Origin of the sequence: Paenibacillus albiflavus, from assembly GCF_004344915.1 — a bacterium.
Lineage (GTDB): Bacteria > Bacillota > Bacilli > Paenibacillales > NBRC-103111 > Paenibacillus_AM > Paenibacillus_AM albiflavus.
The window spans coordinates 1-22,868 of the sequence record NZ_SKFG01000043.1 but is presented as its reverse complement, the minus strand read 5'-3'; the positions used below and the strand labels follow the sequence as shown (position 1 = coordinate 22,868).

At 44.2% G+C, this 22,868-nt stretch carries 26 protein-coding genes; 20 read left to right on the top strand and 6 right to left on the bottom strand.

What is annotated here, in order from left to right:
• Positions 1 to 3 precede the first annotated feature (3 nt).
• The 4 genes from E0485_RS22970 to E0485_RS22955 all read left to right on the top strand — a co-directional run bounded on the left by E0485_RS22970 (position 4) and on the right by E0485_RS22955 (position 1,685).
• On the top strand, positions 4 to 354 hold the full coding sequence (locus E0485_RS22970) for a hypothetical protein (protein ID WP_132420395.1): 351 nt from the start codon (positions 4 to 6) through the stop codon (positions 352 to 354).
• A complete protein-coding gene (locus tag E0485_RS22965; RefSeq protein WP_132420394.1) occupies positions 354 to 494 on the top strand; it encodes an XkdX family protein in 141 nt (46 codons plus the stop codon). Before E0485_RS22970 ends, E0485_RS22965 begins: the two co-directional genes overlap by 1 nt.
• A 140-nt stretch (positions 495 to 634) precedes the next feature.
• Positions 635 to 1,039 carry a phage holin family protein gene (locus E0485_RS22960; RefSeq protein ID WP_132420418.1) on the top strand — a complete coding sequence of 135 codons (405 nt, stop codon included), beginning with the start codon at positions 635 to 637 and terminating at the stop codon, positions 1,037 to 1,039.
• Positions 1,029 to 1,685, top strand: coding sequence for a M23 family metallopeptidase (locus E0485_RS22955; RefSeq protein ID WP_132420393.1), 657 nt, complete (start codon positions 1,029 to 1,031; stop codon positions 1,683 to 1,685). The genes E0485_RS22960 and E0485_RS22955 overlap by 11 nt, the downstream gene beginning before the upstream one ends.
• Positions 1,686 to 2,119: 434 nt before the next feature.
• Here E0485_RS22955 and trhO read toward each other — a convergent pair whose 3' ends face one another.
• Complete coding sequence (gene trhO, locus E0485_RS22950) at positions 2,120 to 3,019, bottom strand: oxygen-dependent tRNA uridine(34) hydroxylase TrhO (RefSeq protein ID WP_132420392.1); 900 nt, start codon at positions 3,017 to 3,019, stop codon at positions 2,120 to 2,122.
• 186 nt (positions 3,020 to 3,205) lie between these two features.
• On the opposite strand from trhO, the gene E0485_RS22945 reads away from it, so the two are divergent.
• Complete coding sequence (locus tag E0485_RS22945; protein ID WP_235857687.1) at positions 3,206 to 3,397, top strand: hypothetical protein; 192 nt, start codon at positions 3,206 to 3,208, stop codon at positions 3,395 to 3,397.
• Between the two features lie 13 nt (positions 3,398 to 3,410).
• Complete coding sequence (locus tag E0485_RS22940; protein ID WP_165921270.1) at positions 3,411 to 3,740, top strand: YolD-like family protein; 330 nt, start codon at positions 3,411 to 3,413, stop codon at positions 3,738 to 3,740.
• 11 nt (positions 3,741 to 3,751) lie between these two features.
• Here the strand turns inward: E0485_RS22940 and E0485_RS22935 are convergent, their stop codons facing one another.
• Entirely contained in the window at positions 3,752 to 3,931 is a 180-nt protein-coding gene (locus E0485_RS22935; RefSeq protein WP_132420389.1) for a hypothetical protein, read from the bottom strand.
• Positions 3,932 to 4,136: 205 nt separating this feature from the next.
• On the opposite strand from E0485_RS22935, the gene E0485_RS22930 reads away from it, so the two are divergent.
• From E0485_RS22930 to E0485_RS22920, 3 genes are all read left to right on the top strand, one after another.
• Entirely contained in the window at positions 4,137 to 4,643 is a 507-nt protein-coding gene (locus E0485_RS22930) for a DUF1572 family protein (protein WP_132420388.1), read from the top strand.
• A 63-nt stretch (positions 4,644 to 4,706) separates the two neighbouring features.
• Positions 4,707 to 5,366 carry a Bax inhibitor-1/YccA family protein gene (locus E0485_RS22925; RefSeq protein WP_235857686.1) on the top strand — a complete coding sequence of 220 codons (660 nt, stop codon included), beginning with the start codon at positions 4,707 to 4,709 and terminating at the stop codon, positions 5,364 to 5,366.
• Between the two features lie 385 nt (positions 5,367 to 5,751).
• Positions 5,752 to 5,931 carry a YqzE family protein gene (locus tag E0485_RS22920; protein WP_132420387.1) on the top strand — a complete coding sequence of 60 codons (180 nt, stop codon included), beginning with the start codon at positions 5,752 to 5,754 and terminating at the stop codon, positions 5,929 to 5,931.
• Here E0485_RS22920 and E0485_RS22915 read toward each other — a convergent pair whose 3' ends face one another.
• Together E0485_RS22915 and E0485_RS22910 are read right to left on the bottom strand one after the other, a co-directional pair.
• Positions 5,932 to 6,879: a hypothetical protein gene (locus tag E0485_RS22915; protein WP_132420386.1), complete on the bottom strand. Its 948-nt coding sequence runs from the start codon at positions 6,877 to 6,879 to the stop codon at positions 5,932 to 5,934.
• A 148-nt stretch (positions 6,880 to 7,027) separates the two neighbouring features.
• Positions 7,028 to 8,026, bottom strand: a complete 999-nt coding sequence (locus tag E0485_RS22910) for a YqhG family protein (RefSeq protein WP_132420385.1) — start codon at positions 8,024 to 8,026, stop codon at positions 7,028 to 7,030.
• Between the two features lie 271 nt (positions 8,027 to 8,297).
• On the opposite strand from E0485_RS22910, the gene E0485_RS22905 reads away from it, so the two are divergent.
• From E0485_RS22905 to E0485_RS22895, 3 genes are read left to right on the top strand one after another with little or no spacing between them, the layout of a single operon-like run.
• The gene (locus E0485_RS22905; protein WP_132420384.1) at positions 8,298 to 9,059 is read left to right on the top strand and encodes an SDR family NAD(P)-dependent oxidoreductase; all 762 of its coding nucleotides are present in this window, start codon (positions 8,298 to 8,300) and stop codon (positions 9,057 to 9,059) included.
• Positions 9,034 to 10,071, top strand: a complete 1,038-nt coding sequence (locus tag E0485_RS22900) for an S-adenosylmethionine:tRNA ribosyltransferase-isomerase (protein WP_132420383.1) — start codon at positions 9,034 to 9,036, stop codon at positions 10,069 to 10,071. Before E0485_RS22905 ends, E0485_RS22900 begins: the two co-directional genes overlap by 26 nt.
• Positions 10,072 to 10,087: 16 nt before the next feature.
• Positions 10,088 to 10,447 (top strand): VOC family protein, encoded by a 360-nt coding sequence (locus tag E0485_RS22895; RefSeq protein WP_132420382.1) that lies wholly within the window; start codon positions 10,088 to 10,090, stop codon positions 10,445 to 10,447.
• Between the two features lie 9 nt (positions 10,448 to 10,456).
• Here E0485_RS22895 and E0485_RS22890 read toward each other — a convergent pair whose 3' ends face one another.
• Positions 10,457 to 12,241, bottom strand: coding sequence for a DEAD/DEAH box helicase (locus E0485_RS22890; protein ID WP_132420381.1), 1,785 nt, complete (start codon positions 12,239 to 12,241; stop codon positions 10,457 to 10,459).
• A 170-nt stretch (positions 12,242 to 12,411) separates the two neighbouring features.
• On the opposite strand from E0485_RS22890, the gene E0485_RS22885 reads away from it, so the two are divergent.
• Entirely contained in the window at positions 12,412 to 13,254 is an 843-nt protein-coding gene (locus E0485_RS22885; RefSeq protein WP_132420380.1) for a lipoate--protein ligase family protein, read from the top strand.
• Between the two features lie 31 nt (positions 13,255 to 13,285).
• On the top strand, positions 13,286 to 14,113 hold the full coding sequence (locus tag E0485_RS22880) for an aminoglycoside N(3)-acetyltransferase (RefSeq protein WP_132420379.1): 828 nt from the start codon (positions 13,286 to 13,288) through the stop codon (positions 14,111 to 14,113).
• Between the two features lie 53 nt (positions 14,114 to 14,166).
• On the opposite strand, the gene dat is transcribed toward E0485_RS22880, so the two are convergent.
• Positions 14,167 to 15,003 (bottom strand): D-amino-acid transaminase, encoded by an 837-nt coding sequence (gene dat, locus E0485_RS22875; protein ID WP_132420378.1) that lies wholly within the window; start codon positions 15,001 to 15,003, stop codon positions 14,167 to 14,169.
• Between the two features lie 444 nt (positions 15,004 to 15,447).
• Here dat and E0485_RS22870 point away from each other — a divergent pair, with 444 nt between their 5' ends.
• The 6 genes from E0485_RS22870 to E0485_RS22845 all read left to right on the top strand — a co-directional run.
• Positions 15,448 to 18,057 carry an adenosylcobalamin-dependent ribonucleoside-diphosphate reductase gene (locus E0485_RS22870; protein WP_132420377.1) on the top strand — a complete coding sequence of 870 codons (2,610 nt, stop codon included), beginning with the start codon at positions 15,448 to 15,450 and terminating at the stop codon, positions 18,055 to 18,057.
• Positions 18,058 to 18,295: 238 nt separating this feature from the next.
• On the top strand, positions 18,296 to 18,721 hold the full coding sequence (locus E0485_RS22865; RefSeq protein ID WP_132420376.1) for a DMT family transporter: 426 nt from the start codon (positions 18,296 to 18,298) through the stop codon (positions 18,719 to 18,721).
• A gap of 26 nt (positions 18,722 to 18,747) precedes the next feature.
• Positions 18,748 to 19,449 (top strand): Crp/Fnr family transcriptional regulator, encoded by a 702-nt coding sequence (locus E0485_RS22860; protein ID WP_132420375.1) that lies wholly within the window; start codon positions 18,748 to 18,750, stop codon positions 19,447 to 19,449.
• Positions 19,450 to 19,461: 12 nt separating this feature from the next.
• Positions 19,462 to 19,938 carry a DMT family transporter gene (locus E0485_RS22855; protein WP_132420374.1) on the top strand — a complete coding sequence of 159 codons (477 nt, stop codon included), beginning with the start codon at positions 19,462 to 19,464 and terminating at the stop codon, positions 19,936 to 19,938.
• 247 nt (positions 19,939 to 20,185) lie between these two features.
• Positions 20,186 to 22,222 carry a Na+/H+ antiporter gene (locus E0485_RS22850; protein ID WP_132420373.1) on the top strand — a complete coding sequence of 679 codons (2,037 nt, stop codon included), beginning with the start codon at positions 20,186 to 20,188 and terminating at the stop codon, positions 22,220 to 22,222.
• Between the two features lie 364 nt (positions 22,223 to 22,586).
• Positions 22,587 to 22,868 (top strand): transposase (locus E0485_RS22845; RefSeq protein ID WP_132418475.1); only part of this gene is annotated, 282 nt, incomplete at its 3' end.

Genomic DNA, 22,868 nt, shown 5'->3' with positions numbered 1-22,868 from the left:
AACATGAAACTTATTTTGTATTTTAAAGATTCGCTAATTATTCACGATATCATTGAAGATATCAAAGAGATCAAAGGCGATTCTTTTGTCGGAACCGATAAGGAATTGGGTGGTGTTGACCTAACTGTTGTTGATTATATCGTTACTGATTACGAAGATGACCTGCAGGTAGGCGATACATTACCAGAAGGATTGGCTGATTACTCACAAGATTACATTGTTATATCTACAGAAGAACAGCTTGGGAATTTACTGCTAGAGAGCGCAAAAGATAAAGTAATTATTAGTCAAATTGAGGATACTGTCGGGGCTTTATTAATGGAAGTAGCCTTGTTGAAAGGAGGCGCTGCCTAATGTGGTTTACTACCATCAAGCGATTTTATGACAATGGCCATCCAACATACAATGATGATAGCCTTAAAAACTTTGTCGTTGCTAAAATGATTACAGCAGCTGAGTACAAAGAGATTACAGGAGTTAAATACGAAGCTTAGTAAGCGCCACTAAGTGCATATCAGGATGATAATGCGCAACAATCTAGCTAAATATATATTAATATGTCTGCATATTGTGTTATTTGAATTCCCACGCCCTCGCCCCTGCGAGGGCTATTTTTATTGGAGGTGACAGGGTGATGCAACCGATATTTAATTCTTTTGTCGGGGCAATTGGTTTGCTGGCGACTTATGCGTTTGGGGGGTGGAGTGAGTTGCTTAGTTTCTTTTTGATAGTAATGGTTATTGATTATGGAACGGGTATTGCGGCATCGATTAAGGAGAAAAAAGGGCTTAGCAGCGAGGTTGGTTTCTGGGGACTAATTAAAAAAATCCTAATGATCATCATCGTATTTCTTAGCCATCGAGCCGATGTTGCTTTGAATTTGGATATTGTCATGTATGGCGTGATTTATGCTTTCCTAGCAAATGAATTAATTTCAATTGTTGAAAATTACGGTCGATTGGGGCTTCCACTGCCTAACACCTTCAAGAATCTTATCACTATCTTAAAAGACAAAGAGGGTAAAGCAGATGAACGCTAGTAATCCATTTGAAGGTTATCGAGTGTCCAGTCCATATGGACCTCGTACGAACCCTTTTGACCATAATTTGGTGGAATTTCACAAGGGGATTGATTTGGTAAAAGCTCATCGATCCCCCATATTCACCTTCGTTTCAGGTGAAGTGTTGCATGCCAAGCTTGGTGATGCAGGCAGTGGTTTAGGTGGATATGGAATTGCAGTAGCTGTTCGTGATAAAAATAACCACCTTCATATCTATGCTCATCTAGACAGCACCACTGTAAAAGCTGGACAGCAAGTTACAGTAGGTCAAGAAATCGGCAAACAAGGAACAACTGGTCAAAGCACAGGTTCGCATTTGCATTATGAGGTGAGACAAGCCTGTACGCCTAATTTTGGTTATGGTACGCATGTTGATCCAACCAATTATTTGATCTCTTATATAAATAGGGAGGAGAAAATGATGCTAGAAGAGCTGCAATCCCGTATGAATAAACTCGAATCCCGTCTTACCAAGCTTGAAGCTCAAGCTTCTATGCCAGTACCTGATTGGGCAAGGAATGCAGTAGATAAAGCCGTACAAACTGGCGTACTACTGGAACCTGATCGCGCGAGTTTTGATCTATATCGTGTCCTGACGGTTTTGAATCGTAAAGGGCTGCTTTAATCTCCATCCCATTAACCAACATCTGTTGGATTGATGGGATTTTTTTGTTTTAACATTAATGACGATTGGATAACTATAGTAAAATGCATGTACTTCTGTAAATAGAGTAGACACGTAAATCTCCTCACAAAAATAACGGATTCCCAAGTATCTATTTACTCTAATTTCCTCGTTTCCCCACAAATAGCGGATTTTGAGGTGCTTAATTTAGGGGGAGTAGGTGATTTGGTAGCTATGAGTGTCAAATAAGTACCTGAAAGCCTGTTATTTTCATCTAGATTGCTTATTGCAGTGAAATAGATACCTGAAAGTCCGCTATTTCTGGAGCAACGGGATGGTTGTGCGAATAAGCGATATTTGAGCAAGAATATTTTTGATGAAATGAAAAAATAGCAAAAAAGCAGAGGCGACGACAATCAGCCCCTGCTTATTTTTTACACAGCCGCTTTTGTTGCTGTAGCTTCACATGCATCCGAGCAATAGCTGTGATTCAGCTCTTCGCATTCATCACACACGATATGCTGAAGATGACAAGAATCTAGAGCACAGTTAATGAATCGATCGGCAGGCTTGCCGCAGTGGTGGCATTGTCCAACAACGATGTCTTCATCTGTATGGTTGATTGGCACCGAAATCCGTTCGTCGAAGACGTAGCATTTGCCGTCAAACAGTCTGCCTTGCACCTCTTCATCTTTCCCGTACGTCACAATACCACCATCTAGCTGATAGACTTCCTGGAAACCTTCCTCCAACATATAGCCGCTCAATAATTCACAGCGGATTCCGCCCGTACAATAGGTCAAGATCGGTCTATCTTTGTATTCACTCATATTGTCTCTAATCCATTGTGGGAATTCTTTGAAACTATCGACTTCAGGGCGAATGGCATTGCGAAAATGACCGAGGTCGAATTCGTAACCAGTTCTGCCGTCCAAGACGATCACATCTTCACGTTGAAGATATTCGTAAAATTGTTTTGGCGCAAGATGCTCGCCGCTCTTTACGTTAGGATCAAGCTCTTTATCCACACGGAACGTTACTAATTCTTTTTTGTAACGCACAAACATCTTTTTGAAAACATGTTCGTTTTCCTCATCTATTTTAAAGACAATATCCGCAAATAAGGGGTTTTGGCGTAAGTTCTGCATATATTGCTCCGTCTGCTCTACAGTACCAGACAGCGTACCGTTAATCCCTTCATCGGCAATCAGAATACGTCCTTTAACGCCAAGACTTTTGCAATACTCCAAATGCTCTTGCGTGAATTGCTCTGCATCAGGAATGTTTACGAATTTATAAAACAGTAGTACAGCATATTGAGATTTTGATTTCATCACGATCACCTAGTTCCTTCAAATTACATTACAAACATAAATATATAAAAAGTATTATAACACAATTCGGCTACCGTTTGGCAAATGGGAGTTCTTTTTTTGGGACTATTTCTCGTTGCATAACGAACATATGTTTGCATATAATATAAAAACAAGAACGTGTATTCGTAATTTGGAGTGATGAGGATGCCAAATAAATATGTGGGGAGCACGATGGAAGTCATTTATATGAATCGAGCTGGCGAGTTGTCGCAGCGGTTGATTTATGTACGGAGTCTTGCGGATGGGATCGTGCATGCCCTATGTTTGCGGACTGGTGAGCCGCGAACGTTCTTGGTATCGAATATATTGGCATGGCAGAAGCCGAAATCTGGGTAAGGAGACGATAACGATGGGGAAGAAGCTTGAAGAGAATGGATTGTTTGAATCATCGCGTATGATGCTGCCTGAGCATGCAGCTGAAATTAGGCGGCACCGAGATGTGCTAAAGCATCGGGTAAAGCCGGAACTGGATGAGCAGCAGTTGGAGATAATTTCACGGGAACTGACGGAGTCTTATATGAATCAAAGTGAGATTATGATCGTACTGTTTGACAGGATAGAGGATCGCGAAGAGGTCGGGGTGGTCACGAAGATTGATCAGCAACTTAAACGGGTTCGATTGCAAAAAGTAGATGATTGGGACTGGATCAATCTTGCGGATATTATGCGGGTTGAATAGTAGGTTTCGTGTTAGTTATTAAAAAATTTTGTGATCAAGCTTGCCTTCTTCCGCTTGCGGTTAGCCCTCGGCAGAAATCCGGAATCGGAGCTATCGGGGGCTTTGTCTGACGGATTGGTCGGTTGTAGCGATGAAGAATTGGAGAATAGCATGCTTAACTCTTCCTTGGTAACCCCTTGGGATTCCTCCATTATGAAATCCTCCTCACTTATTTACATAGGATAATTATATAATAATTCAAACGAAAAATCATGATTTATGTCGAATAATGATGAAATAGGCGGAGTATCGCTTTTATAGGATGCATGACCTGTATATATATGGTATAATCTATGGTAAAACTAGCTAATAACCATTCCAAGTTACGAATTAGTATTTAAGAATGGGAGGGAAAATATGAGTCATGGATTGGAAGAAATGTGGATAGATGAAACCATCCATACATTTCGTACGTACAAATCTTTAGCTGACAAAGCGATAGCTCAGGTCGCGGATGATCGGTTGCTACACTGGTCACCTAATCCAGAGGTAAATTCCATTGCCGTAATCGTACAGCATTTGAGCGGGAATATGATATCGAGATGGACTGATTTTCTCACAGCAGATGGGGAGAAGGACTGGCGGGACCGTGATGCGGAGTTTGTGGTTCACCTGGCAACCAGGGACGAAATTCTTGCTGCATGGGAGCGGGGATGGGAAGTTCTTTTTACTACGGTAGAGCAATTAACGGCAGAGGATTTGACCAAAACAGTCTATATCCGTCAGGAGCCGCATAGCGTAGTCAAAGCTATTCTAAGACAAGTCTCTCACTGTGCTTATCATGTTGGACAAATTGTTCATATCGCTAAAGAGCTGCAAAGCGATAAGTGGGAATCTTTAAGTATCCCTCGAAAGAAGTCATGAAATTAGGCATGTACACCAAGTAAAGTCATATACATGAATTGAACAAATAAGGAGATGGTATAAATGGAAATGAATCAACAGACTGGTTCATACACAGAGGAAGGAAGCCTATCGCATATTTTGCGGATGTTCGCTCTTTCGCTGTTAGTAAGCTTTATTGGCATGCTTCTTGGCGCATTGTTTGTCCCGATTGAGTTAGTTCCGCTCTTCATTGTAATTGAGGTTGGTATGCTAATTGCTGCCTTTATCATTAGAATGCGTAAGAAGAACATTGGCTATCCATTCTTATTTATTTTTACGGCAGTTACGGGTGTAGCGTTATATCCTGTAATTGAAGGCTATGGCAGCATGATCGGTGCTAATCTGGTATCTGGTGCATTCGTAGCAACAGCTGCTATTTTCGGTACATTAGCGGTTTATGCGGCTCGCAGCAAACGTGATTTCAGCTTCATGCTTGGATTCTTGATGGCAGGTACAATCGGTTTGATTATCATGGGGCTTCTCTCCTTTTTCATACCCATTGGCGGCGCAATCAATCTAGTATGGGCAGTAGCTGGTATTCTTATTTTCAGCGGATGGGTACTTTATGACGTTTCCCAATACCGCGATGGAGTAGCGCCAGAAGAAGTGCCGCTTGCTTCGCTTAATTTATTCTTAAACTTCATCAACCTGTTCCTATATATTCTGCGTTTTATCGCATCAATCGTAGGCGGAAGAGACTAATTTTATAAGATTCAGTGGAGAAGCATCGCGAGATGCTTCTTTTTTTGCGGACGATATACCATACTGCTTTTTCTTGCCTGCATTTCGTGCAGTGAAAAAGCTTCGAAATGCACACAAATTACAATAGCCTGCAAAAAATACACGCAAAAGCTCCAGCTTAGCTCATAAACGGCGAAGTTGGTTTATTTGCATGTATGAAATGCAGGCAAACTCCGCAAAACAGCAAAATAAGCAGATTTGACTGTATGGAATGCATGCAAAGCTGGATGGCTAGCGGAGTATGCGGCAAAATCGGACTAAACCTCAGCCAAGCAGGGCACACTAGAAGTGTATTAGAATATACAACAAAATACACAACCACTAAGGGCAAAGGAAGGTGTTCGACATGGGCAAAAGTGATGACCTTGTGAAGTACATTAGCAAAGAAGTTGCGACCTACATTAAGACACCGAAGGAAGAACGAGAGAGTCAAAAGACCCCCAAAGTAAAAAACGAGTCTTGGTCGACTCGTTGGTTCGGAATGCTGCCGATGGTGCTGGGGATTTGGCTTCGACCTAAGAAATAATTAGCTATAGAAAAATCCGAGTAAAAGTGCAGTGGATAAAGGAATGTAACGTTCGCCATTTTGCTCAATGATAAGATAAGTTCCGTTGTTGTCCTGCCATTTTGCGTACCCAAGCACGGCAACAGGAACATGATGGGCATCCTCGTATAAATTGCTGACATAGGTAAGCCGAGGATTTGCTTTTAAAGCTGTCTGTAAATCAGCTAGTTGTTTAATGGGTAGAGGTTCTGCAGTTACCCAGGTTAATTGTTCATAAGGATCAAAAGCTGGAAGCATCAAGGTATTAGGTGATCCAGATAGCTTGTAAGGAGCTTGGGTAACTGAATTCATTTCCAAATTAGGCAGCTGATCAAGTGGCAGTTTTTCACCTGTATTCGCATCTAAGTAGGCAATACGATCCTCCATCTCAACCCGCCAAAAAGCCTCAAGGGCATTTCGATAAAATCGCTGAACATAAATATTCGCATTTGGATCTATAGGATGAACCTCATCTATTTGCACAACAACATTTCCGATATCCTCATTTACCATTCCTTGGTTCACAAGTGCCTCAGCTAAAGTTTGTTTGTTAAAAAGAGGAGAACCTCCTTTACCATACTCCGATAAAATGTAGTCTCCGTCTTCTGTTGCCAGCACAACCAAATAGCCAATCGCTTGCGAATTATCGCTAAGCTCTACAATCCATCCATGCATGCCAGGACCTAATGGATTGGAAGTCCATTTGGCATTTTTCCAATTCTCCCATCCGGGCTGCTTCGACAAAGTATCAATCCATGATTTGATTCTATCATCCAGTGACACGTCTGGAGCCGTATTAAGGTTTACTTGGGCAATATCTGTCTTCGTTTGACTGATCACGGTTGCATCTGCCACGTTATGTGGTGTGCTGACTAACGATAGTATTGCTGCAAGTGCAATAACACTATTCCGCCAAAATGCTGTGAACATATGAGTCACCTACTTATTGTGAAATTGTCTTGCTATGAAACAAATTTCAAAGATTGGATTGCTATGGTAGTTTTCATTGTATAAGGGTTGTCCTAAAAAGAATGTTACAATCTGTATCTGAATTATTGAGAAGTTTTAGCGTCTTTCGTCACTTGAGCAGTGATGGTGGATGCTCTTCAATATGCAGGTGAAATAAACCGCAGTTGATGGCGAATAGCTGAATTCGAGGGCGATATTGCCAGTCAATTTCCTCCATACGATTGCGGTATTGAAGCTCGATCGCTTCTTTGGCTTCGAGCTCATCGGTATTGTCAATTAGCCCGTCGTAATAAGTCTGAATGCGTGATAGCTCATCGGCTAAACGCTTATTTGCGCTGTCTGCCCACGTGTGGTCATAGCGGCGAAGCTTGTTCTCGATATGAGCTTCGAGTAAGGATGCGCCTTTGGCGAGTGTGAAACGGTCATGAGGCAAGGTAACACCCGCGGGTATGCGCGGGGTGAGTTTACGCGCGAGAAGGGACTCGTAGAAGTTCTCGCGGATCTCGCCTGTTGTGAGGTTGAAGCCAAGCGAGTGCAGCTCGCTTCGCTTCATGTCGCATTCGAGCTCGACTTTGTAGTTGACGCAGAGCCACGAATCGTAGGCGTCTCGCGTCAAACCACCGCGCCGATACGGAGTCGGCGTGGTGGCTTCTTCAAAGAGGCGCGCGAAGCGGCCTCTTGCACGCGCAGACTGGAAGATCTGTTCCAGTCTGTGCGAACCAAACGTGAGCGCATCCTCCGGTATGCGGCTCACGACTTGCGTCGGCACGAAGCCGAGGTAGCGGCCTAGAATGCTCTCGGCCGTTCCGGCGCCGCCCGTGCCGCTAGTGTTCGCCTCCTGCGCAGCGGAGGCGCTTTTCATTTCGATCGCGGCTTGCGCAGCCGCCGGATCGAACACGAACTTGAACGTCATCGTCTCAGGCGGAGCATCGGTACGCTCGACAAAGCTCCAGTAATACGGGCGATTGGTAAGCTCTTTATCGGCTTCTGGCGATAGCTTCACGGTGATGCTGTGAGGTGTTTTCTCCAGAATGTCGCAGCCAAGCGTTTGCAGATAACGCATGACATATTGTTCGATGGCCTTGGCATCTAGTGGTGTCTCTATCATGTGGATAACCTCGTTTCGATGTTAGCGTCTATGAGTGCGCATAAATAGTTATTTGTAGTATTGTCCGAAAGGGCAAATTTTAGAACGACTCGACTTCTTCTGCTGTACCGTTCCTTAGCTAAGCGCTGAAATATAATAATGACTCCAAAAATTTTTTATATCTTATTTACATTTCCAAAGATTGCGACTATTATAACTTTATAAACATTAAAGTTTAAAAAGTATAAAATATTTAAAAACGACAAAATCTTTTCTAAGGAGCGTGTAATCAATGGGAAAATTGCAATCAAAGGTAGTTGTTATAACGGGTGCGTCCAAAGGATTGGGCAGAGCTTTAGCGCTTGCATGCGCAAGGGAAGGAGCAAGACTGGCAATTTCAGCAAGAGGGAAAGAAGCGCTAGATGCTGTGCAAGCTGAAATCGACTTGATTGGAGCGGATGTATTGGCGGTTGTTGGCGATATGTCGGTAGCTCGCGATGTGGAACGATTCGTCGCTTCGACAGAAGCGCACTACGGCAGAATTGATGTATTGATTAATAATGCTTCGATATTAGGGCCAAGTCCGATGCCTTATTTGCTTGATTATCCAGAGGAAGATTTTGCAGAGGTGCTGCATGTAAATACCATCGGTCCATTTCTTGTTACGCGGAGAGTGCTTCCAGGCATGCTGCAGCGAAGCAGCGGTTCCGTCATCAATATTACGTCCAGTGCAGGTAATGTCGGGTATGCAGGTTGGGGCGCTTATGGCGTATCCAAGTTTGCCTTGGAGGGGCTGACAGAGACTTGGGCTGATGAAGTGCAGGATACAGGTGTTCGCGTCAATATGATCGATCCTGGTGAAATGGATACAGCCATGCATACGTTTGCTGTTCCTGATTGTGATTACGAGCTTGCTGACCCGAGTGTCGTTGCGGAGGTAATTGTGTATTTGGCATCGGATGCTGCTGCAAATATTCACGGACAACGTTTGTCTGCTGAAGAGTTTGCTGTCTGGGGAGGAACTAGCTATGCAGACGGAAGCATTCAAATTTGAGCTGCCAGCCTCGCTTAACGCGGATATGCCTCCTGAGCGAAGAGGAATTAGACGCGATTATGTTCGAATGATGGTTCTTGACCGAGCGTCAGGAAGCAGTACGCATACATCTTTTTATAACCTGCCTCGTTATATAAATTCAGGGGACTTATTAATTTTGAATTCCAGTCGAACCGTACCTGCCGTATTAAGGGCTGAGTGGAGACAGAAGCGAATTGTTCGCGCGCAGGATATCGAGATTAGGCTGGCTCGTCGTCTTAGTAATTCTAATTGGGAAGCACTTCCAGTTGCTGAAGGCTTATCGTGTGGAGATCAGCTGCTATTCTCATCCGAGCTTCGAGCAACGGTTATCAGCACATCTAAGCCGCCTTTTGTTACGCTTGCTTTTTCCAAGTCGGGTGTGAAGCTGTACGATCATATCTATGCGCTTGGAGAACCGATTCGGTACGAGTACATTAAGCAGATGTGGGATCTTGATTATTATCAGACGGTGTTCGCGACAACCCCGGGGTCAGTGGAGATGCCATCGGCAGGGAGGGCATTTAGTTGGGAGCTATTGTTCAAGCTGCGCAGCCAAGGTGTCCGAATTGCGTATTTGCAATTGCATACGGGTTTATCTTATCTACTGGATGATAAGTGGCATTTGGAGCCAAGAGATCATTATGAAGAGTTCATCATTCCTGAGGAGACTGCTGAAGCTGTCGCTGAGACGAAACGGGCAGGAGGCAAAATTATTGCAGTTGGTACTACCGTCGTGCGTGCGCTTGAGAGCGCTGCAGGCCTGAATAGCGGTTTGACAGGACAGACAGGGTGGACGAATCTGCAAATAGACGAAACGTTCCCGCTGAAGATCGTGGACGGTTTGATCACGGGGCTGCATGAACCAGAGGCAAGTCATCTGGATCTGCTATCCTCTTTCATTAGCCCGACATTGCTCCGAAATGCTTATGAGGAAGCTATTCGTGAAGGTTACTTATGGCATGAATTCGGCGATATGAACCTGATTATATAAGGATGTGAGAAGCATCATGCGAATGCATCATATCGGAATCGATTCCAGTGATTTAGCGCGATCGCTTGCGTTTTATCAAGATATTATCGGTTTTGATCTGGTCGAACGAATGGAGCTGATGGGCGAGGAGCTTGTTTTTCTCCAATTAGGCAGCACCCGTCTTGAACTGATTGTAACGAAAGAAGGGCATATTCGAGCAAACTCCCATATTCATCTTGCCTTTGAGGTGGATAGCCTATTTCAAATAATGGAACAGCTAGTCCGCAAGGATATCAAAATTCTGGAAGGACCACAGACCCTTGAGAATGGCTGGCGTAATCTATTCGTTCAAGGGCCAGATGGGGAATGGATTGAATTCATCGAATTAGAGAATTGAATGTCAGGGCTAGGGGCGCATCTCAACACTTTCGCCTGCGGCGGACAGAATGTTCCGAAATGCTGAGCCAGCTTGTGCTTTTTCTTCCACTTGGCTGTGCATGGACTGGAACTTTTCTCCAATCTGATCTAAACTACGACTAAATTCGTCGCTTGATCGTGCTTCCATTGCTATTCGGAATAGGGAGGCTTCGAGCGACGATTTTTTCTCTAATCGCTCAACGATGGTATCTAGCTCTCCGATGACGGATTCGAACATATTGATTTTTTCATGCAGCAGATTGAGAATATGCTCTTCAATTGTTCCCTTCGTCGATAGATTATAAATATTCACATCGTATTGCTGACCTAGCCGATGAACACGACCAATTCGCTGTTCCACGCGCATTGGATTCCATGGAAGATCAAAGTTGATCATATGATGGCAGAACTGCAGGTTAATCCCCTCGCAGCCAGCTTCCGTAGCAATTAGCACCTTGGCGCGGCTCTTGAATAGATCCATCATCCAGTCTTTCTTACCTCGATTCATCCCACCGCGATAAGGTACGCTACTAATGTTATGCTGCTTCAAGAAATTCATCAAATACTCCTGTGAAGCTCGATACTCGGTGAAAATGATGACCTTATCCTCAATCCCGCTGATGATCTCTAACACCTTGTCAGCTTTCGTATTCGATTTAATGCTGCGGATCAATTCGACAAGCGCCCAGATTCGAGCGGTTTGCGGAGATTCTGGCGGTATTTTTTTGGACAGGTTAACAAGTGTATGAAACACCGCATCTCGAGAGGAACACACTTCCCGCTGCAACGTAACAAGCGATAAGACAGAGGTGAAATCCGCTTTGCTTTCTTCATATCGACCTCTTACATAGTCCGAAACGCCATCATATAACGCCTGCTCATCTGGCGATAGCGTGAGGTGGTAGTTGCGAACCTGTCGTTTGGTTAACTCCAGATTGCCATCACTGCGGCGGTTGCGAATCATGACTTTTGATAACTCATGCTGAAGAATGCCCTCGTTCTTTGCTGTTCTTTTATCCACAATATAGTTCTCTTGAAAAGTAGACTGAACCCCGAGCTGCCCTGGTTTCAGTACGGTTATGAGATTATACAATTCTTGCAGATCATTCTGTATCGGCGTTGCGGTTAGCAGAAGACAATATTTTTTGCGAAGCTCGCAGACGAATTGATAGTTCGTTGTTTTCTTATTCTTCAGCTTGTGTGCTTCGTCAATAATCACCATGTCGTAATCCATGCCAAGGACGATGGCACGATGAGGTTCCCGCTTGGCTGTGTCCATGGATGCCACGATCACGTCGCAGGAGGTCCACATGTATTCTTTCTTCTGAGCGGTGGCGCTAATGCCGAATTTTTGATTCAATTCTCGCACCCATTGCAGGACAAGTGATGCGGGAACTAAGATAAGGGCTTTGCGAACTAGACCGCGGATCATATATTCCTTGAGCACAAGCCCTGCTTCAATTGTTTTTCCTAGACCGACCTCATCCGCAAGAATTGCGCGGCCGCGCATACCGTGAAGTGCTTTCTTGGCGGTGTCAATTTGATGCGGCATCGGCTTGAAATCTCCTATATGACGCAGGCATAGCAGATCATCAAATGAATCAATAATGTTAGCCTGTTCAGCCTCATATGCAAGTTGGAACATGGTAAAGTCATCCCAAGGTCCGCCTTTCATGCTGCGATCTGTAAGCTCATCGATCCATTCCCGATGCAAATGCAAATTAAGATTTTCATTGATTAGATGGATAAGTTCATGCGGGACTGTTGGATTCATCTGCTGTCCTCCATGCTGATTTATTCATGAGTCTGCAAGTAGTATGCGCTAAACGATGCATTTTTAATAATGGTTTCATGCCTCCATTCTGGTGTGCAGGACGCATGAATGATACAATCAGATGGTAGTATACGATCTTTAAGCTCATCTACTAGAAAGGAAGTTTACAGATGAAAGAGTGGAGATTTATTCATACTGGCAATTGTTCGCCAGCTGAGAATATGGCAATTGATGAAGCAATTCTAACAGAGGTTAGTGAAGGCAGATCTGCGCCAACGGTTCGATTCTATGGTTGGAACCCGCCAACGCTGTCGATTGGATATTTTCAGAAGGCTATACAGGAAATTGATATGGACAAGGTAGCAGCAGAAGGTCTTGGGTTCGTTCGTCGTCCAACAGGTGGCAGAGCGGTGCTTCATGATAAGGAGTTAACATACAGCATGATTGTGCGTGAGGATTACCCCGGCATTCCAGCAAGTGTGACGGAGGCGTATCGCGTGCTAAGTGAAGGACTATTGCTTGGATTCAGAAAGTTAGGTCTTGATGCTCAAATGGTGCAATTAGCAACTGAAGAGGATCAGAAGCAATACGCAACGCTTGGATCGGCGGCATGCTTTGATTCCCCATCCTGGTATGAGCTAGTTGTCGAAGGTCGCAAAGTGGCGGGCAGTGCGCAGGTTCGTCATAAAGGTGTCGTACTTCAGCACGGATCAATCCTGCTGGATATGGATACGGAGCAGTTATTTAGATGCTTGCAGTTCTCTAGTGAGAAAGTAGCAGAGCGGATGAAGAACAGCTTTAAGAAAAAAGCAGTGGCGATTAACGATCTTCAGCGCGATCTTGGCAGGAAAGAAGTAACGCTACCTGAAGTGGAGACGGCTTTTAAATCAGGGATTGCGGAAGGTCTTGGCGTTCATTTAGTAGATGGTGCTTTAAGTGACAAGGAGCGGGAGCTTGCAGCCCAGTATGTGTTAGATAAATATGCAACAGATGAGTGGAACTTGAAAAGGTAAGTAAATGCTGTTGCTAAGGGGAGAGCGTGGAATGATTAATCGGGAGAAAGAGGCCAGCCTTATTGCGAAGACTGGAGAGCATCCTGTTACCAAATCAAGCATGGTAGAAGAGCTGCGTGCGCTTGGGGTACAAGAAGGGATGACCTTGCTTGTCCATTCCTCCTTATCTTCGATTGGATGGGTGTGTGGCGGAGCAATCGCGGTTGTGCAAGCATTATTAGAAAGTGTAGGCGATAAGGGAACGATTATGGTTCCTACGCATAGCAGTGATTTATCTGAGCCTTCTCTCTGGAGGAATCCACCTGTACCCGAAAGCTGGTGGCCTATTATTCGGGATGAGATGCCAGCATTTGATCCGGATATGACACCAACCTGCTATATGGGGGCGATTGTTGACTGCTTCCGTACCGTGCCTGGCGTCATTCGCAGCAGCCATCCTCAATTCTCATTTGCTGCGCTTGGTCCGAAGGCCGAGAATCTAATCCATCATCACAGCCTTGATCTTGGATTAGGCGAAGAATCTCCTCTGGCCAGATTATACGAATTGGGTGGATATGTATTATTGGTCGGTGTGGGTCATGAACGCAATACCTCTTTGCATTTATCCGAATATCGAGCGGATTATGCGAATAAAGAAATGACCGAATTTGGATCGCCAATCATGCAGGATGGAGTTCGCAAATGGGTGAATTTTCGCGATTTATCGCTTGATTCGGATGATTTTGAGCAAATTGGAGAACAATTCACAAGTGAACTTGGTCTCGTTCGTGAAGGCCGTGTCGGCATTGCCCAAGCACTCCTGATGCCACAGCGAGAACTAGTGGACTTTGGAGCTGGGTGGATGACGCGTCATAGGTAATTGGTTTTATAAATGGTGAATCAGAGGGATACTTCTGATTCACCATTTTTGTGTTATATATCTAATTGTGCGTACTCCTCGTATAATTGCTGCAGCTTGCGCGTTACAGGTCCAGGCGTACCTTGACCAACAAGTATGCCGTCAATTTGGATGACTGGTGTGATTTCTGCATTGGTGCTGGTGATGAACGCTTCATCGATATCGGACAAGTCCTCCAATCGAATGGCTTTCTCCTCATAAGGAATGTTCGCTTGAGCTGCTAAATCAAGCACAACCGCACGTGTCACTCCATGTAGGATTAGGTTGTTAGCTGGATGCGTGAATAAAATGCCATTCTTAATCACCATGAAATTAGCAATGCTTGCTTCCGTAATGACACCATCACGATGCAAGATGGCTTCCTTGGCACCTTGTTCAAATGCCGATTGCTTGGCAAGCACATTCGGAATTAAGTTAAGCGCCTTGACATTACAATGGAGCCAGCGTGTATCGTCAATTGTGATAACGGCGATTCCATTCTGCAATTGTTCAAGTGGGCGAACCATTTCTGTACAATAGGCAAGCATAACAGCTTCCGTATTCGGGATAAAAGCATGTGAGCGAGGACCTTCGCCTCTCGTAATTTGCATATAAAGATTGCCTGATTGGATATTCGATTCAGCTATAAGCTTGTCTAGAATCGCATTGATTTGCTCAATCGTATAAGGCAAGCTAATTCTGATTTCTGCAGCACTTTGTGCAAGTCTCGTTAAATGCCGCTGCCGTTCAAATAATTGACCCTTATAAATCCGGATGACTTCATAAATTCCATCGCCAAAATAATAACCACGATCATCAGGCGAAATGTGAACGTCCTCTTTGGGCATGAATTTATCTTGGTAAAAATACATCTGAATTCCTCCAAACATTTAGAGAACATATGTTCCAAAATGACAAATAATATGCTATCATTTAGCTTACATCAATCCATCTCAAAAGAACAGTTCAGCGACTAAAAATATGTATGACTAGGATAGCAAAATAGTTATGCAAGCAATAGCAAATGATAGCAATAGTGCAGAAGAACCATCTTATTCCTGTCGATGGTTGTCGTATTTTTCTTAAACCGACAACATGAAATAAAGAGCATTTCGAAGAAAAAAGAAGAGAATAGGACATCCCTGCGAATCGTTCGGTAAATTCAGCCATTTATTCGTTCGTAACACAATATATAGTGTTGTATAATTTTGTTCGGATACAATATGTAGTGATTATTTACATAAGCAAGGCTTTGCAAAGAACACTTCTTATGCTATATTGAAGTTCTTGTATTTTTATTGAGAGGGTGTTGTGTTTTGGAAACGGCGCAGTTAAAACGGTTAAATGGATTAAGTGAAAAGATCTTTTTGGATCGTTATGCTTTGAAGGATGCAGACACGAATAACACTAAGGTTGGTGACACGGTACTTGTCTTAACAAAGGATGATCCCAAGTTTCCTACCAAAGAAGTTGGTGAAGTGATCGATCGCAAAGGCAAGCAAGTATCTGTACGTTTGCGTTCAGGAGAGATTGTTGAATCTCATATCGAGAAGTTGACCTTGAATATCGAGCAGACGCCAGAACAATTATGGGATCGAGTAGCTGGCGCTATGGCTTCTGTCGAAGCAACACCTGATAAGAAACAGGAATGGACCGATAAATTCAGATATATACTTAATGATTGGAAGCTTGTCCCTGGCGGCCGTATTGCTGCTGGTGCCGATGCCAACGATGAGCTTACGCTATTCAATTGCTATGTTATTCCTTCCCCACACGATTCTCGCGGCGGGATTATGAATACTCTTACCGAAATGACTGAAATTATGTCACGTGGTGGCGGGGTAGGGATTAATTTATCTTCTTTACGTCCTCGTCGTTCCATCGTTAAAGGGGTTAACGGCTCTTCTTCAGGGGCAGTATCATGGGGCGGCTTGTTCTCCTATACAACAGGATTAATCGAGCAAGGCGGCAGCCGTCGTGGCGCACTTATGCTGATGATTAACGACTGGCATCCGGATGTCGTTGATTTTATTACAGTTAAGCAAACAATGGGTCAAATTACGAATGCGAATTTATCCGTATGCGTCAGCAATGGCTTTATGAAAGCTGTTAAAGAAGATCTGGATTGGGAGCTTGTATTCCCTGACACAACAGACCCTGATTATAACGATCAATGGGACGGCAACCTGGACGCTTGGAAAGCCAAAGGTAAAGAAGTGAAGCATTACCGTACAGTTAAGGCTCGTGATGTTTGGCATACGATTATTGAATCTGCTTGGAAGTCAGCAGAGCCAGGTGTCGTCTTTATGGAGTACTACAACCAAATGTCGAATTCATGGTATTACAATCCTATTATTTGTACGAACCCATGTGGTGAGCAAGGGCTACCAGGCTGGGGCGTATGTAATCTGTCGGCGGTTAACCTCTCCAGATTCTACGATGCGAAGAATCACGATGTGGATTGGGAAGACCTTGGCAAAGTCGTGCGCTATTCCGTACGTTTCTTGGATAACGTAATCGATAAGACACCATATCATTTTGAAGAAAATCGAGAGAATCAACAAGGCGAGCGCCGTGTTGGGCTTGGCACAATGGGACTTGCTGAGCTGATGATTAAGCTGCAAATTCGTTATGGATCACCTGAATCCATGGTGTTCCTAGACAAATTATATGGATTTATGGCGAAGGAAGCTTACATTGCTTCCGCTGAAATTGCAGGCGAGAAGGGTTCATTCCCTCATTATATAGAAGATAAATTTATGCAAAGTGGATTCATGAAGAATATCGTTGAAGCATACCCTGAGGTTGGCGCTGCGATTCATGAACATGGCATGCGCAATGTAACGGTTATTACGCAAGCACCAACAGGCAGCACAGGTACAATGGTAGGCACTTCTACAGGTATTGAGCCTTATTTTGCATTTGAATATTTCCGTCAGAGCCGCCTTGGCTTCGACAAGCAATATGTGCCGATCGCACAAGAATGGAAAGATGCGAATCCAGATCAGGAGCTTCCAGACTACTTTGTAACAGCAATGGATCTAGCTGCAGAGGATCATATTCGTGCGCAGGCTGTTATTCAGCGATGGGTCGATTCCTCCATCTCCAAAACAGCTAACTGTCCAGCCGACTTTACAGTTGAAGATACGAAGCGTTTATATGAGCTGGCATTCGAGCTTGGCTGTAAAGGTGTGACAATCTACCGTGACGGCAGTCGCGATGTTCAAGTTCTCTCCACGAGCGATAAGAAGGAAGAGAAGAAGAACGAGCCAGTTGCCGAAGATAAATCTAGTGACGATGACGTGCTTGCGGGATTAAATGAGACTTTGAAAGTGAATGTGAAGCCGGAAGTTGAGAAAACCTTCGATAAGCAGTACAAGCGCCGTCCGCAAATCCTGCAAGGTGCAACGTATAAGATTAATACACCATTCGGTATGGCATACATTACGATCAACGATATGAACGGAACGCCAAGCGAGATTTTCTTGAACGTAGGTAAAGCAGGCTCTGATGTGTTCGCGATGTCCGAAGCATTAGGTCGCGTATGCTCCTTGTTCCTTCGTTATGGGGATCATGGCAACAAAGTAGCTCTACTCGTGAAGCACCTCAAAGGCATCGGTGGTTCAGGCGCAATTGGCTTCGGTGCTAACCGTGTTGAATCCATTGCAGACGCTGTTGCTAAAGCACTTGAACTGCATGATGAAGCCTATTCAGAAAACCATGCGGAAGTCTACCTTTCTGCAACGAAAGAGGTTACTGCTACAGTAGAAGCATCAGACCATGCAGAAGGTCATGCTGCAGCTGCTAACTACACATCTACGGCATCTGGCACCCTTGACCTGTGTCCTAGCTGCGGATCAGCTTCACTTGTTAACACAGAGGGCTGCAAGAGCTGTACGTCTTGCGGGTATAGCAAGTGTGGTTAAGTTGGATTAGTTTCAAAATAAGCTAGACAGTTTGATTCATATATCATTATAAATTTCTATGACAGACAGCGTGGATGCGGGATATGGATGCTATTTCCCCCTCTACGCTGTTTTTTTTGTATAACCGTTTTTTCTTGTTTTTGATACACTTGGGACATATGTCCTTCCCCGGATGCTTGGGTCTGATTTTAAATAGGAGTATAGTAAATCGATATCCAATGTTAGGGGAGCGGGAAAGATGGTAGGGATCTTATTTGCATTGATGGGCGGGGCGTTTATTACGCTGCAAGGCGTGGCTAACTCCCGAATCAGTCAAGATATAGGTACTTGGCAAGCGGCGACGATTACCCAGTTCACTGGATTCGTGCTGGCTTTCCTTCTTCTGCTCATCGTCCGGGATGGGTTGTGGAGAAGGGTGGGACATGTGAAGCCACTCTATTTGACTAGTGGAGCCTTGGCGGCATTCATCATTTCTAGCAATATTACGGCCATTCATTACGTCGGCGTTACCTTGACGATAGCTGTGGTGTTGATTGCACAGTTAAGTGTAATCTTTATAATCGACAGTAGGGGATGGTTCGGTGTAGCGAAGCAGAAGATGGAGCTGGCGCAGTTCATCGGTATTGGGATGATGATCGCCGGAGTGGTCATAATGAAAATGTAATTTCGCGGCAGAGGTGAAGGTATGCTATGAAAGAAATTAAAGATCGTGAACAACTGACTCACTATCTGGAGATACATCAGATTGCATCCATATTCAATGCAAATATAACGCCGCATTTGGCACTTTTCAGCTATGGGCAGGGTGAACGCATCTGTTCGCAGGGTGATCCTGCGGAGTACTTATACATTCTTGTGAAAGGAAAAGTGAAGGTTTGTAACACCTCAGCGGAAGGCAAGGCGCTGATCATATCGTTCAAAACGGCGCTTGAGGCGATCGGAGACATTGAATATGTGCAAGGGATCGACTTTATGAATTCGGTCGAGGCTGTATCGCCCGTTCATTTGATTGGTGTCCATAATCGGTGGCTGCATCAATATGGAACAAATGACGCAGAATTACTTCGTTTTCTGCTCAAGATCATTACGTCGAAGTTTTGCATGAAATCCGACTCATTAAGCTTTAATCTGATGTATCCGGTGGAGGCACGGGTGGCGAGTTATCTCTTATCCATTTCGTATGACGAATCGGACCCACGATTTAACGGACAGCTCAGTGCAGTCAGCTTGCGGGACGTGGCGAACTTTATCGGTACTAGCTACAGGCACCTAAATCGGGTCATTCATAAATTTTGCGAAGAAGACTTGGTCGAACGCAGTCGAGTGTTCATTTGTGTGAAGGATCGGGAGCGATTGCGTGCATTGGCAGGTCATAATATATATGAGAAGTGAGAGGGGACGCTTATGATTGCAGGCTTGGTATTGGCACTCATTGCTGGTTCGCTTGTGGGCATACAAAATGTATTCAACAGCAAAGTGAATCAGGGCGTGGGAACGTGGACGACAACGGCAATTGTGCTTGCCTTAGGATTTGTGGCTTCATTCACCATTGGTCTAGCTGTGGAAGGCAAGCAGTTGTTCGATTTGTCTAATATGAAGACGTGGTACTGGTTCAGCGGTATCATTGGGGTAGGCGTGGTTCTTTCGGTGGTGCAGGGAGTGAAGCGGCTTGGTCCGACGTATGCGACCTCTATCGTAATGGCGTCCCAGATCGGATTTGCGCTGTTGTTCGACTCATTGGGACTGCTTGGCCTAGATAAGGTCCCTTTTACGGGAAAACAAGCTATCGGGGTACTGATCATTGTTGGCGGCATTATCGTATTTAAGGCAGGGGGAAAGCGTAGTGATGCGCGTAAGTCGGTTGTGAGCCAGTCATTATGAGAAAAAACACCTCATAACGTGGGCCGATATTTCTCAAGCGGAAAAGTTGCTTCAATATGAACCGAAGGTAAACCTTATATCTAAGCTCTAAAAAGTCCTCGGAACCAATTAAGGTTTCGGGGATTTTTGAATATTTTGCAGGTGATAGGTGACATTATTTCCATAATGTACGCTAGGGAGAGTAGTTAATGGGAATTGTGAGATCGATTCATATTTTCTGTGGAAAATCAAAAGGGGATGATGAGTAGTGGAGACTTTTTCCATTGTTTTGCTCTTATTGGCCCTCATAGGTGTTTCAAGTATATTGAAGCACGTAATACCTTTTATTCCTGTGCCGCTTGTTCAGATTGCCCTAGGTATTGTAATAGCGGTACTCCCATTAGAAATTCATGTACCGATGGAAACGGAATTATTTTTGGTGCTTTTTATCGCACCCCTGTTATTTAATGACGGAAGGCATGTTCCACGATCGGCATTATGGAAGCTGAGAGTACCGATTTTGCTGCTTGCGCTCGGTCTTGTGTTTATCACTGTTTATGTCATCGGTTATTTGATTCATTGGCTTATTCCCACGATACCGCTTCCTGCTGCATTTGCACTGGCAGCCATATTATCACCGACTGATGTCGTTGCGGTCAGCGCGATGTCCGGCAGAGTGAAGATGCCCAAAGATGTCATGCATCTTCTTGAAGGGGAAGGGCTAATGAATGATGCATCGGGCCTCGTCGCCTTCAAATTCGCAGTTGCTGCGATGGTCACGGGCGTTTTCTCCCTGGCTGAGGCAAGTATGAGCTTTTTGCTAATTTCCATCGGCGGCTTTCTGGGCGGGATGGTTCTTGCTTTCATCATTATCCGTTTCAGAGTGTTCATTCGCCGCTACGGCATGGAAGACGTTACAATTCATATGCTGATTCAAATCATGACACCTTTTGTCATTTATTTGGCTGCGGAGCATTTTCACCTTTCTGGCATACTTGCGGTTGTAGCGGCGGGGATTGTACATGCTATCGAGAAGGACCGGGAAAAATCGCCTTCAATCGAATTGCAGGTCGTGTCCAAGAGCACCTGGACTGTCATTTTATACATATTAAATGGATTGGTTTTCGTGCTGCTCGGATTGCAAATACCGAGTGTCTTGAATGAAATCTTAAAGAACCCGCAGTTCAGTAATGTGGTTGTAATCAAATATATCTTGATCATTACGGCTGCGCTGCTTCTGCTTCGTTTCGTCTGGGTTTTCGGCTCTTGGTGGGGAGGATGGATCATGAAACATCGACGGGTCCCAAAGCCGGATCTAAGGGCAATCGGGATTACAACGATATCCGGAGTAAGAGGCGCAGTTACTTTGGCTGGCTCGTTTTCGATTCCTTTGGTACTGAATGATGGGAGCCCATTCCCAGAACGTGCACTGATTATATTTATTGCGGCAGGCGTTATCTTGCTAACGTTGATCGCTGCAAGTATCTTCTTACCTATGATCGCCAAATCAGAAAGTAAACGGGCGGAGTTGGAAAAGGAAGCGATGGAACAGCATGCCTATATGAGCATAAAAGCAGCTGCTATCCTTGCGATTCGGGATGCCATCAATGATCAGAATCGTTCTGCCGCTCTAGACGTCATTTCAGATTATAACCGCGAGATGAGCAAGCTCAAATATTCGGGGAATGCGAGAGACGATATTCAAGTAAAGAAGGCTACAATGGAAGTTCGACTCAAGGCTCTTGAAGCGGAGGCCGATTATATTGAAGGAGCATTAAAAGAAAATACCATTGACCTAGAAACCGCCATATTGTTCCAGGAATATATTCAAAGAATGGAAATGGCGGTTACGAATCAAGTGAAATTTCGCTTACTATTTTTATTGAGGTTGCTAAAAAATATTTTACTGCGTTTGGGCGGCATTTTCACAAGGAAAAGGGAGCGGCTCGACAGAAGTAAACTTCAGCATAGCAAACTGATTAAGATAAAAACCAGTATGTCGGAGGCGGCGATCTGTGAATTGAAAAAGAACATGACTCTAGGCAACAAAGAGATTACATATGAAGTGATAGGGGAATATAACGAGATGCTTACGAAGCTAAAGTTGTTCAATAATGCCGAAGCTGCAAAAGAGTTTGCACGCTATAAGCGGGAACTGCTCGTTAAGGCGTTTCAAACGGAGCGGGATGAGGTACAGACGTTATATGAAAATGGACAAATTACGTCGGATATCCTCAGGGGAGTTCGTCGTCAGATAAACATAAGAGAAGCTTACTGGATGGAAGAAAGCGCACTGCATGTATGAAAGGGAAACGGATACCCGAAAGATGGATACTTTGTAAAAAAGTTTCCACTCTTCGGGTCTTTTGTATTTACAGAATATTCAATATCGTTGATAATAAATGTAAATTCTGATGTATCACCTTATGAAACGTGCCACCTTTGTGGACGGCAAAGTTGTTACTGCTTAGTGATGGCAAATGGGTTTGGCCTTCGTGAGAGCGGGTGCCCATACGGCAATAATTAGCTGATGCGAGGCCATGAATGGCCTAATAATTCTGTGTTAAGTTCAATATAGAGATACTCGGGCCATTTTCTATTTAGCCCCCTAATCAACTTGGACACTCCAAACCGTATCATATACACTAAGATAGTGGGGGAGTTAATCCATGAAAAGACGTTTTAGGAGCCCAGAGGAAACGAAGAAAGAGTTAGTGGCAGAGGTGTTATCTGGTTACCGGACAGAAGTGGTAGCAAGACAATATGGATTGTCACCAAGAACACTAAGAAACTGGGTTCGTCAATATCAAGATGAGGTGGACGATCTTATGGCCAAAAAACGAGATGAAGCAGAGAAGCTAAAGCAAGATGCAGGTAAACTTCAAGACCTTCAAGTTAAATACAATGAAGCTGTGAAGCTACTTGGAGAAAAAGAACTTGAAATCAATATC